The organism is Myxococcus qinghaiensis (assembly GCF_024198215.1).
Classification (GTDB): Bacteria; Myxococcota; Myxococcia; order Myxococcales; family Myxococcaceae; genus Myxococcus; species Myxococcus qinghaiensis.
Genome location: NZ_JAKCFA010000006.1, coordinates 428,979 through 439,821, shown reverse-complemented (window position 1 = coordinate 439,821; position 10,843 = coordinate 428,979). Strand labels below are relative to the sequence as shown.

General features: G+C 68.3%; 9 protein-coding genes. 2 read left to right on the top strand and 7 right to left on the bottom strand.

Features of this window, described 5'->3' with window-relative positions:
- Nucleotides 1-190 precede the first annotated feature (190 nt).
- Both LZ199_RS13890 and LZ199_RS13885 read right to left on the bottom strand, forming a co-directional pair.
- Nucleotides 191-2,410, bottom strand: coding sequence for a M4 family metallopeptidase (locus tag LZ199_RS13890; RefSeq protein ID WP_253994155.1), 2,220 nt, complete (start codon nucleotides 2,408-2,410; stop codon nucleotides 191-193).
- A gap of 316 nt (nucleotides 2,411-2,726) precedes the next feature.
- A complete protein-coding gene (locus tag LZ199_RS13885) occupies nucleotides 2,727-4,877 on the bottom strand; it encodes a M4 family metallopeptidase (protein ID WP_253994154.1) in 2,151 nt (716 codons plus the stop codon).
- Nucleotides 4,878-5,140: 263 nt separating this feature from the next.
- On the opposite strand from LZ199_RS13885, the gene LZ199_RS13880 reads away from it, so the two are divergent.
- Nucleotides 5,141-5,731: a DUF4291 domain-containing protein gene (locus LZ199_RS13880; RefSeq protein ID WP_253994153.1), complete on the top strand. Its 591-nt coding sequence runs from the start codon at nucleotides 5,141-5,143 to the stop codon at nucleotides 5,729-5,731.
- Nucleotides 5,732-5,778: 47 nt separating this feature from the next.
- Here the strand turns inward: LZ199_RS13880 and LZ199_RS46110 are convergent, their stop codons facing one another.
- On the bottom strand, nucleotides 5,779-5,913 hold the full coding sequence (locus LZ199_RS46110; RefSeq protein WP_256569059.1) for a hypothetical protein: 135 nt from the start codon (nucleotides 5,911-5,913) through the stop codon (nucleotides 5,779-5,781).
- Between the two features lie 219 nt (nucleotides 5,914-6,132).
- On the opposite strand from LZ199_RS46110, the gene LZ199_RS13875 reads away from it, so the two are divergent.
- The gene (locus LZ199_RS13875; protein WP_253994152.1) at nucleotides 6,133-6,888 is read left to right on the top strand and encodes a class I SAM-dependent methyltransferase; all 756 of its coding nucleotides are present in this window, start codon (nucleotides 6,133-6,135) and stop codon (nucleotides 6,886-6,888) included.
- A 58-nt stretch (nucleotides 6,889-6,946) separates the two neighbouring features.
- Here LZ199_RS13875 and LZ199_RS13870 read toward each other — a convergent pair whose 3' ends face one another.
- From LZ199_RS13870 to LZ199_RS13855, 4 genes are read right to left on the bottom strand one after another with little or no spacing between them, the layout of a single operon-like run.
- Nucleotides 6,947-7,105: a XapX domain-containing protein gene (locus LZ199_RS13870; RefSeq protein ID WP_253994151.1), complete on the bottom strand. Its 159-nt coding sequence runs from the start codon at nucleotides 7,103-7,105 to the stop codon at nucleotides 6,947-6,949.
- The gene (locus LZ199_RS13865) at nucleotides 7,102-7,329 is read right to left on the bottom strand and encodes a DUF1427 family protein (RefSeq protein ID WP_141648148.1); all 228 of its coding nucleotides are present in this window, start codon (nucleotides 7,327-7,329) and stop codon (nucleotides 7,102-7,104) included. The genes LZ199_RS13870 and LZ199_RS13865 overlap by 4 nt, the downstream gene beginning before the upstream one ends.
- Complete coding sequence (locus LZ199_RS13860; protein WP_253994150.1) at nucleotides 7,326-8,984, bottom strand: MFS transporter; 1,659 nt, start codon at nucleotides 8,982-8,984, stop codon at nucleotides 7,326-7,328. The genes LZ199_RS13865 and LZ199_RS13860 overlap by 4 nt, the downstream gene beginning before the upstream one ends.
- Nucleotides 8,974-10,830, bottom strand: a complete 1,857-nt coding sequence (locus LZ199_RS13855) for an amidohydrolase (protein ID WP_253994149.1) — start codon at nucleotides 10,828-10,830, stop codon at nucleotides 8,974-8,976. The genes LZ199_RS13860 and LZ199_RS13855 overlap by 11 nt, the downstream gene beginning before the upstream one ends.
- Between the last annotated feature and the right edge of the window lie 13 nt (nucleotides 10,831-10,843).

Genomic DNA, 10,843 nt, shown 5'->3' with positions numbered 1-10,843 from the left:
TCATGAGGCGACAGGGCCTGCTCTCGCGAAGCGGCGGCGAGGTGTCCCTGGGGCCCTCGCTCCGCGTGCCCGTCCTGGAGGAAGGGGGGCTCGCGTGGGGCCTCACGGGGACGACATGGACTCCTGCGACTGCCCACCCGAGGAGGCCAGACGCCTGGGGGTCGGGTGGGCAGCTTTGTTGCTATGCGGGTCAGCGATAGGTGACGGTGAGCGACGCGTTCTGATAGCCGCCCTTCGCGCCGTAGAGCCACACGTAGTACTTGCCGCCCTCGACGTACTTGAGGTCGCAACGCTCCGCGTTGGTCTCCTTCATGCCGCGGCAGTCGTACTCGCTGTGGGTGGGGAAGGCGCCGCGACGGACGTAGAGGTCCGCGTTGCCCGTCCCGCCTTCGACCTTCACGGTGATGTTGCGGTAGCCGCCCTCCGGGGCCTCCGGAATCTGGATGAAGAAGCCATTCGTGCCGTTGGTGGCGCCGGACAGGCCACCCACCGCCACGTTGGGCTCGAGCTGGAGGTAGCCGCCATCGTACGTCATCACCAGCGACGCATTGGTGTAGGCGGTGAAGCCGTTGAGCATCACGTACCACGTGCCGTTCGTGGGCGCCGCGAAGGTGCACGTCTCGTTGTTGCCGGAGGTGTAGGGGCGGCAGTCGTAGAGGGAGGTCGTGGGGGTGTTGCCGAAGCGGACGTACAGGTCCGCGTCGCCCGTTCCACCCGACAGGGCGAAGCGCAGGTTCGTCGCGCCCTCAGGCACCTGACCGATGGCGTAGGCCTTGGCGCCACGGGCACCGGAGACGCTCACCGGGACGTTGCGCGTCAGGGGGATGGCGTCCGGGGGCTCGATGACGACGCCCACCTGCACGGCCTTCCACGCGGCGGTGACGGAGGCGACCGTCGCCGCGTCGTAGCCCAACTGGATGGCGGCCTGCTCCGTGGCGACCTTCGCCGCCTCGAAGTTGGAGGACGGAAGCAGGAGGTCCGTGTTCGCCTTGTAGACGATGCGGGCGGCCTTCTCGATGCCGACGCCCGTCACCGCGGGACGCGCGGGGAAGCGCGGATGCGTGCCACCCTGCGAGAGCAGGTAGAACGCCAGGTTGGCGATGCCGGAGCTGTAGTGGACGTCCACGCCGGAGGTGTAGTCGGCGTAGTCATCCAGCGAGGCCCCATCCAGCTTGGGGTTGAACAGGTAGCGAAGCGCGTCGCCGGGAATCTCCGGCGTCCAGACATCCTCGCCAATCATGAACGTCCCCGCGTCGATGACCTTCCCCTCCGAGTGCCACTCGCACACGGCGCCGAAGATGTCGGAGATGGCCTCGTTCAGGCCGCCGGACTCGCCGGAGTAGATGAGGTTCGACTCGTACTCCGTCACCGCGTGCGTCAGCTCGTGCGCGGTGATGTCGATGGCATTGGCCAGGTTGGTGGCGGTGTTCCCATCGCCGTCGCCGAACACCATCTGCGTGCCGTTCCAGAACGCATTCACGTAGTTCACCCGGTGGTGAACGGTGGTGATGAGCGGGGCGCCCGCGTTGTTGTAGGAGTCGCGGTTGAACAGCTCCTTGTAGCAACGCCAGACGGCCCCCGTGTTGTCGTAGGCCGCGTTGACGATGGGGTCGAGGACCGGAGGGTCTCCCTCCATGCGGCTCCCGGTGCCCGGAAGGCCCGGGCCCTGCCTGCCGTCGTAGACCCGGCGGTCCAGCGCGCCGTGGATGTGGGTGAGGCGCTCGAAGACGTCGCCCGAGCGCGCGTTGACGAGCACGGTGTCGTCCACGGGCTCGCCCTTCAGTGACTCGCCCTTCATGCGCAGGCTGTAGGCGAGCAGGAGCTGTCCGCCGTCGCGCCAGTAGACGAGCTCCGGCTTGCCCACGAGGGTGGCGTCAGCCGGCGAGGACTTGTCCTTCAGGGCCTGCTCCACCGCGAGCTCCGAGGAGACGGTGGCGACCGCTGACGAGGAGGGCAGGTCCGTGCGTGCATCTCCGTTGGCGGCGAAGACCTGGCCGTCGCGAGCGTGCAGCCGCAGCTCCGCGCCCATGATTTCGACGCCGTTGACTCGCACTCCATAGCGGAAGTGCGCATCCCCATCCGCGCCGACGTAGGCCCGCTTCAGGAAGAGCTGCTCGGGCTTCACCTTGAACAGCGGGGCCACCTGCGCCAGCACGGGTGCCAGCGTCGCGGGCTGGAGTCCCCGGAGGGCGGCCTCGCTGGTCGGCGCTGCGCCAAAGGGCCCCTTGACGAAGGTGGGCACGGAGTCCTTGTCGACGGCGAGGACCTGGTGCGCGCCCGTGAGCGCCTCCGAGGTCTTCTCGTTCACCGCTTCCTTGCTGTCCTTCGGAGGGGTGGCCTCGGTGCAGGCCCCCATGGTCAGGCACAGCAGCGTGGCACCTACGACTCCGCGACCTCTCTTCAAAAGCATGAGCTTCCCCCAAACGAATGATGAGGTCGCCATGGTGAAGCCAAAGGCAGTTCAATGACAAGCCACCACCCGCGACTTCATTGCATTTCATGCGTCAGGCAGGTCTGGAATCACCCGGCGAGAATGCTCGACGCTGTAGGTCTTTCATCTGTCGAATGTGAGGACATGGGACGGCGCGGCGCGTGAGACATTTCAGGTCACGTGATGCCAGGAATTGAGAACAGGCGGCCAGGGCTCACGGGCGTCCAAACGGCGACTGCCCACCCGCCGAGGAATCATTCCTCGCGTCGGGTGGGCAGCCTCACTTCTTCACGTGTCAGCGATAGGTGACGGTGAGCGACGCGTTCTGATAGCCGCCCTTCGCGCCGTAGAGCCACACGTAGTACTTGCCGCCCTCGACGTACTTGAGGTCGCAGCGCTCCACGTTGGTCTCCTTCATGCCGCGGCAGTCGTAGTCGCTGTGGGTGGGGATGGCGCCACGGCGGACATAGAGGTCCGCGTTGCCCGTTCCGCCTTCGACCTTCACGGTGACGTTGCGATAGCCGCCTTCCGGGGCCTCCGGAATCTGGACGAAGAAGCCGCTCGAGTCGTTCGTGGCGCCGGACAGGCCACCCACCGGCACGTTGGGCTCGATGGGGAAGAAGCCGCCCTGGTACGTCATCACCAGCGACGCGTTGGCGTAGTCGGTGAAGCCATTGACCATGAAGTAATACTTGCCGGGCGCCGGGGTGGCGAAGATGCACGCCTCGTTGTTGGTGGAGAGGTACGGGCGGCAGTCGTAGGAGGCGGTCGTCGGGTAGTTGCCGAAGCGGACGTACAGGTCCGCGTCGCCCGTTCCGCCAGACTGGGTGAAGCGCAGGTTCGTCGCGCCTTCGGGCACCTCACCGAAGCCATACTCCTTGGAGGCCCGGGCGCCGGAGAGGACGATGGGGACGTTGCGCGTCAGGGTGTGCGGGTTCGGGGGCTCGAAGACGACACCCACTTGCACGGCCTTCCACGCGGCGGTGACGGAGGCGACGGTCGCCGCGTCGTAGCCCAGCTGCACGGCGGCCTGCTCTGTCAGAATCTTCGCGTTGTCGAAGTTGGTGGCGGGGAGGAAGTAGTCCCGGTTCGCCTTGTAGAAGATGCGAGCGGCCGTCTCGATGCCGATGCCCGTCACCGCGGGGCGCGCGGGGAAACGCGGATGCGTTCCGCCCTGCGCGAGCAGGTAGAAGGCCAGGTTGGCGATGCCTGAGCTGTAGTGGACATCGACGCCCGACGTGTAGTCGCCGTAGTCATCCAGCGAGTCCCCATCCTGCGTGGGGTTGGGCATGTAGCGGAGGGCATCTCCCTCGATGGCGGGAGTCCAGATGTCCTCGCCCACCAGATACGTCCCGGCGTTGAGGGTCTTGTTCTCCGCGTGCCACTCACACACTGCGCCGAAGATGTCGGACAGCGCCTCGTTCAGTCCGCCCGACTCGCCGGAGTAGATGAGGTCCGAGTCGTTCTCCGTCACCGCGTGCGTCAGCTCGTGCGCCGTCACATCCAGGCCGAGGGCCAGGTTGATGGCGGTGACGCCGTCGCCGTCGCCGAACACCATCTGCGTGCCGTTCCAGAACGCGTTCACATAGTTCACCCGGTGGTGAACGGTGGAGATGAGCGGAGCGCCGTTGCCGTCGATGGAGTCGCGGCCGAAGAGGTCGTGGTAGCAATTGTAGACGGCGCCCAGGTTGTCATAGGCGGCGTTGACGATGGGGTCCGAGACGGGGGCTTCGCCTTCCTGGCGGCGCAGGGGCCCAGGCAGGGTGGTGCCGTTGAGTCCGTCATGGACCCGGCGGACCAGCGCCGAGTGGATGTTGGTGAAGCGCTCGAACAGGTCTCCGGAGCGCGCGTTGACGAGCACGGTGTCGTCCACCGCCAGGCCGTCCGCCTGCACACCCGTCACCCGCATCCGGTAGGCCAGCAGGTACTGGTCGCCGTCGCGCCAGTAGACCAGCTCCGGCTTGCCGGCGATGACGGCCTTGGGCGGGGTGGCGCGGTCCTTCTGAACGGACTCCATCGCCAGCTCAGCGGAGACGGTGGCGCCCACCGGCGCGGGCAGGTCGGTGCGTGCCATGGCGTTGGCGAGGAGGACCTGGCCATCGCGTCCGTGCAGCCGCAGCTCCGCGCCCATGACCTCCACGCCGTTGAGGCGCACGCCGTAGCGGAAGTGGGCCTCCCCGTCGGAGCTGACGTAGGCCTTCTTCAGGAAGAGCTGCTCGGGCTTCACCTTGAACAGCGGGGCCACCCGCTCGATGACGGGCGCCAGCGTCGCTGGCTGGAGTCCCCGGAGGGCGGCGGCGCTGGTCGGCGCGGCGCCAAACTGTCCGCTGACGAAGTGGGGAACGGAATCCTTTCCGTCCTTGGGTGTGCTGGCCTCGGCGCTGGCCCCCAATGTCAGGCATAGCACCGTGGCACCTACGACTCCGCGACCTCGCTTCAAGAGCATGCGCTTCCCCCGGACGAATGATGAGGTCGCCATGGTGAAGCCAAAGGCAGTTCAAGAACAAGTCGACAGGAGCAACTTCATTGCATTTCCCGCAATGCATGAGGAGTGTGACATTTTCTGTCACAGTGTGCCAGGTGTTGAGATTTTCTGTGGGTCATCAGCCCGGGACTACTTGGCGGCGCGGGGTGGCGAGGACCCTGTGTTAATGTGCGAGACATGAGGACGGATGGCAACAGCCTTCGTGCCCCTGGGGGTACCTGGCGGTGAGTCCGGCTCGGGAGATTCGCGCCGACTTCGACCGGGCGTCCCTGGTGGTCTACCAGGCCTACCCGGACGCCATCGCGGACGTGGCGGTGAGGCAGCAGAAGTTCGGCCCGCCGTTCTCCATAGGGCGGATGACGTGGATCAAACCCAGCTTCCTGTGGCTCATGCATCGCTCCAACTGGGGCCGCAAGAGCGGGCAGGAGCGGACGCTGGCGGTGCGCCTTCGGCGCAGCGGCTGGGAGGCGGCGCTGGGGGAGGGCGTGCTCACGAGCTACGAGCCCAGGGCCCATGGCTCTCCGGAGGCCTGGCGCCAGGCCTTCGAGCGCGCGTCCGTGCACGTCCAGTGGGACCCGGAGCGCACGGTGCGGGGTGCGGGCCTGTCCCACGACAGCATCCAGGTGGGCCTGGGGCGCGGCATCATCCAGCGCTTCGTGGATGACTGGGTGGTCTCCATCACCGACCTAACGCCCCTGGTGCAGAAGCTGCGCAAGCACCTGGACGAAGGTCGCGCGGACCAGGCCACCCGCCTGCTGCCGAAGGAGGCTGTCTATCCGGTGTCGGCGGAGCTGGTGCGCCGGCTGGGCATGTGAGGCCCGGGGCGCGCCGTCGGAATCCCTGGCGGCCCACCCCCGCCACGCTACGGGGCGAGCGTGTTCTTCATCACGGTGAAGCAGTCGGCGGGGTAGACAATCTCATGGCCATGCACGCCATGGGATTGGGTGAAGGTGCCGACCGTCTGGTTCCGCGGTTCGTCATGACGACCGCGGCCCACGGGTTTCTCGGGGCCTGAGTCATTCGAGGAGGCGGGCGGCGAGATGGCCCGCCACGTCCGCGTGGTACGTCGCATCGCCCGTCACGCGGACGTACTCGTTCTGGTGCTCACCTTCCCCGTACCCAGCCAGGTGCTCCTTGCTCGAAGCGGCGATACGCTGGTGTTCATCCCAGCGCGGAGCACTGGGGCTGGCATCTCAACAGGAGCAGGGGGTCTGACATGGGAATCACGATGTCGCCGCAGGAGTACGCCACGGCTTTTCGGCTGCTGGCCGCCACGGCGCGCCACCCCGAGAACATCGCGCGGGTCGTCGAGGAGCGGATGCTCCCAGGGCTTCCGCTCCAGCGCGCGCTGCTGGACGTGGGCGCCGGGTCTGGCAAGGTGGCCGAGCGACTCGCGCCGCACTTCGGCTCACTCACGCTGCTCGAGCCCAACCGCGAACAGATATCAGGACTCAAGCTCGACAAGGCCAGGGTCCTCGTCGAGCCCCTGGAGCGCTTCGACTCCTCCGAGCAGTACGAGCTCGTCCTGTGCTCACACGTCCTGTACCACGTGCCCCTCTCCGACTGGGGCGCCTTCATGGACAGACTGCTCTCGTTCGTCCGCCCCGGCGGCTACTGTCTGCTCATCATGGCCGCCGCCCGGGGGCCCACCTATGAGCTGTGCCGTGACTTCGCGGAGACGCTGAACTTCGGCGAGCTGATGCTGGACACCGTGCGCGGCAAGCACCTGCCCCACGAGGTGCTTCCGACGATGAGCGGCTTCGTCGCGCAGACCTTCGAGGAGATGTACACGCTCTGCCGCTTCTTCGTCCTCGAAGGCTGCTTCACCGCGGAGCAGCTCGCGGCCATGAGCCCGGAGCAGGCCCGCGAACTCGACCGGAAGCTGCGCCTGCATACCGAGCGCTGCCGGGGCCCGGACGGGGTGTATCGCCTGGAGCAGGACGAGGACGTGGTCCTCATCCCCAAGCTCTGACGCCCACCCAAGGCGCGGGAGGATGTCCAATCATGGCCCCTTCCGCGCACGCCGGGGCTCAGCCCAGGAGCCGCTCCCCCATGAGGAAGCCCACCGTCATGGCCACCACCAGCAGCGCGCCCTGGAGCTTCGGCGGCGCGGGCAGGGGAATGTCGAGCAGCCTGCACCCCGCGCCAATGAGGAGCGCGAGGGCGAATCCCAGCAGGGCCAGCATCATGAGCGCGTCCCCTGCGTCTCGCCGGTGGGGCCCCCGCAGTTGACGTGGTTGCGCGCGGGACGGGACGCCAGGAGCTTGTCGGTCAGCGTGTAGCCGCTCGTCATCGCGACGACGAGCAGCGCGCCCACCAGCACCGGCGGCGCGGGCGCGGGCACCCCCAACCAGCGGCAGCCGAATCCAATACCCAGGCCCAGGAGCAGGCCCACACACAGTTTCCAGTTCATGAGTCGTTCTCCAAGGGGGTGAGACGGGGACTCATCGGCGCGGCGCCGACGAAGTGACGAACGGACGGCGGATGGCTGTCCTGGTGGAGCGCGCGCAGCGTGTCCTGCAGCGCCTTCTCCTCATGTGTGACGCGCTCGTGCTGACGCAGGTGCTCCATCCACGAGCCCACGACGAAGTACTCCAGGAAGCGCCCGGGCTCCGCCGTGTCCTCCATGACGTCCCACTGCACCGCCCCGTCCCGTCGCCGGGTGTCGCCGAGCTGGCGGATGAGGGGCAGGAACGCCGCGCGGTCCTTGGGGGCGATGCGGTACTCCACGGTGATGAGCACCGGGCCCCGGTCCTGCTCGATGGCCTCGGTCAGCTCCGGCGCCGGCCAGTGCGCGGAGGGCGCCGTGTTGCGCGTCATGGCCGCGCTCAGCTTGAAGCGCAGCGAGAAGGCCCCCGCGAGCACCGCGGCCACCGCCGCCACCGTCAATGAGAGGGGAACTCCGAAGCGCTGGGCCACGGAGCCCCACAAGAGGCCGCCGCTGGCCATGCCCGCCGAGAAGACGACGATGTACAGCGACAGCGCGCGGGCGCGGACCCATGTGGGCACCGACACATGCGCGGCCGTCTGGAGCGAGGACAGCACGCTGATCCACGCCAGGCCGTTGAACACCATGGCCACACCCAGCACGGGCATGAGGCGCACGTGGGCCACCACGAGCATGGTGAGCGCGTAGAGCAGCGTGGCGCCGAACACCAGCCTGTCCACGCCCAGTCGCGACCGCAGCTTGGGAAGCAGGATGGCGCCGGAGACAGCGCCCGCGCCGATACACGTCAGCAGCAGGCCATATGTGCCCGCCCCCGCGCCCAGCTCCTTGCGCACGACGATGGCGAGCTGCGCGGGCAGGGCGCTCGCGAAGACATAGAAGCAGGCCGACTTGAGCAACACCGAGCGCAAGTCCCCGGAGCGCGCCGCGTAGCGAAGCCCCGCGCGCAGGGCGATACCGAAGGGCTCCGAGGGCAGCGTCGAGACTGTCTTCTCCCTCCGCCAGAACCACAGCGCCAGCACCACGCCCAGGTACGAGACGGCGTCCAGCGACAAGGCCCAGCCGACGCCGAAGCGCGCGACAATCAACCCGCCCAGGGCCGGCCCCACCGAGCGCGCGATGTTCATCCCGATGGAGCTCAGCGCCACGGCGGGCGCCAGCAGCGGACGCGGCACCAGCTCCGTGGTGGTCGCCGCCTGCGCCGGCATGGCCATGGCCGCGCCCGTCCCGAGCGCGAAGGTCAGCCCCAGCAGGACCCACTCATCCATCCGGTCGACGAGCGAGCACCAGGCCAGCACCGTCGCCATGACGAGCATCCAGAGCTGCACGATGATGAGGTAGCGCCGCCGCTCGACGATGTCCGCCAGCGTGCCCGCGAAGAGCGCGAACACCACGACGGGCAGCGTCGTCGCGGACTGCACCGCGGCGACCATCAGCGGCGAGCCGGTCCGCTCGGACATGAACCAGGCGGCCGCGACGTCATGGACCCAGGTGCCCACCTGACTGGCCAGCACCGCCAGCCACATCATCCGGAAGGTGGCGTGGCGCAGCGGGGCCAGGGGACCGACCTCCGGCGCGGGGATGGCCGCCGAGGCCGCGACGACATTCGACTCAGAAGGCATGGCAGAGGCACCCGAGCGCGCCCCAGAAGCCGGTGTCATCGCTCGTGGGGACCTGGTGGCGTGAAGCGTGAGTCCTGCCATGGCCATGCATGGCGCAGGAGTCTCCATGGGCATGCGAGGCCCCCTGGAAGGCGGCCCGGGCCTGGGCGACGGTGCCGCCCTGGTAGCCGCCGAACCGGTTCACCGGAGACCAGTCCGGCATCGGCCGGGGGAGCTGGGGCGCGAGCGGGCCGAAGTCTCCAGCGCCGTGCACCACCTTGCCACCCACCACGGTGAGGACGCTGGTGATGTCGAGGATGGACGCCTCCGGCACCTGGAAGAAGTCCGACGACAGCACGGTGAAGTCCGCGAGGTAGCCGGGCTTCAGGAGTCCCTTGCGCTCCTGCTCGTGGGAGAACCACGCGCTGCCGTGTGTCCACAGGCGCAGCGCTTCTTCACGCTCCAGGAGGTTGTCCTCGCCATACATGGCCAGCCCGCCCAGCGTGCGTCCGGTGACCATCCAGTAAAGCGCCACCCACGGGTTGTAGCTGGCCACGCGCGTGGCATCCGTGCCGGCGCCCACGGGCACGCCCAGCTCCAGCATCTTTCGCACCGGGGGCGTGCGGCGGACGGCGTCAGTGCCGTATCGCTCCGCGAAGTACTCGCCTTGGAAGGCCATGCGGTGCTGCACGGCGATGCCGCCGCTGAGCGCTCGCACGCGCTCGATGTTGCGCTCGGAGATGGTCTCCGCGTGGTCGATGAGCCAGTGCAGGCCGTCCAGCGGCACGTCCCGGTTCACCTTCTCGTAGACGTCCAGCACCCGGCTGATGCTCTCGTCATACGTGGCGTGGATGCGGAACGGCCAGCGCTTCTGGGCCAGGAGGCGCACCACCGCCTCCAGCTCTCCCTCCATGCCCGCGGGCAGCTCCGGCCGGGGCATGCGGAAGTCCTCGAAGTCCGCGGCGGAGAACACGAGCATCTCGCCCGCGCCGTTGTGGCGCATCATGTCGTCGCCCTGGCGCGGGGTGAGCATGCCCGTCCAGCGCTCGAAGTCCGCCACCTCCGCGCCCTTCTTCTGGGTGAAGAGGTTGTAGGCGATGCGCACCGTCAGCTCGCCGTCGGCGTGCAGCTTCTGGATGATGTCGTAGTCCTCCGGGTAGTTCTGGAAGCCGCCGCCCGCGTCGATGACGGAGGTGACGCCCAGCCGGTTCAGCTCGCGCATGAAGTGGCGCGTGGAGTTGAGCTGGTACTCCGGAGGCAGCCGGGGCCCCATGGCGAGCGTCGCGTAGAGGATGAGCGCGTTGGGGCTGGCCAGCAGCAGGCCCGTGGGGTTGCCGCGCGCGTCGCGTTCGATTCGTCCGCCAGGCGGGTCCGGCGTCTCCTTGCCGTAGCCCACCGCGCGCAGGGCGGCGCGGTTGAGCAGCGCCCTGTCATACAGGTGGAGGATGAAGACGGGCGTCTCCGGCGCGGCCTCGTTGAGCTCCTCCAGCGTGGGCAGGCGCTTCTCGACGAACTGGTGCTCGCTGAAGCCACCCACCACGCGCACCCACTGCGGCGCGGGCGTGCGGGCCACCTGCTGGCGCAACAGCGCCATCGCGTCCGAAAGCGAGCGCACACCGTCCCAGCGCAGCTCCAGGTTGTAGTTCAGCCCGCCGCGAATCAGGTGGATGTGGCTGTCATTGAGGCCGGGAATCAGCCGCCGCCCGCCCGCGTCGATGACCCGCGTGCCGGGCGTGGCGAGCGCCAGGATGGAGGCCTCGTCTCCCACGGCCTCCACGGTGCCCCCGGAGACGGCCAGGGCCTGGGCCTGGGGATGGTCCCTGTCCAGGGTGGTGATGCGGGCGTTGCGGACAATCAGGTCGGCCATGGAGATGCTCGTG

Bases quoted from the DNA above. Each gene is read 5' to 3' on its own strand.
- LZ199_RS13890 (WP_253994155.1), bottom strand. From the start codon at position 2,410: ATGCTTTTGAAGAGAGGTCGCGGAGTCGTAGGTGCCACGCTGCTGTGC.
- LZ199_RS13885 (WP_253994154.1), bottom strand. From the start codon at position 4,877: ATGCTCTTGAAGCGAGGTCGCGGAGTCGTAGGTGCCACGGTGCTATGC.
- LZ199_RS13875 (WP_253994152.1), top strand. From the start codon at position 6,133: ATGGGAATCACGATGTCGCCGCAGGAGTACGCCACGGCTTTTCGGCTG.
- LZ199_RS13870 (WP_253994151.1), bottom strand. From the start codon at position 7,105: ATGATGCTGGCCCTGCTGGGATTCGCCCTCGCGCTCCTCATTGGCGCG.
- LZ199_RS13865 (WP_141648148.1), bottom strand. From the start codon at position 7,329: ATGAACTGGAAACTGTGTGTGGGCCTGCTCCTGGGCCTGGGTATTGGA.
- LZ199_RS13860 (WP_253994150.1), bottom strand. From the start codon at position 8,984: ATGCCTTCTGAGTCGAATGTCGTCGCGGCCTCGGCGGCCATCCCCGCG.
- LZ199_RS13855 (WP_253994149.1), bottom strand. From the start codon at position 10,830: ATGGCCGACCTGATTGTCCGCAACGCCCGCATCACCACCCTGGACAGG.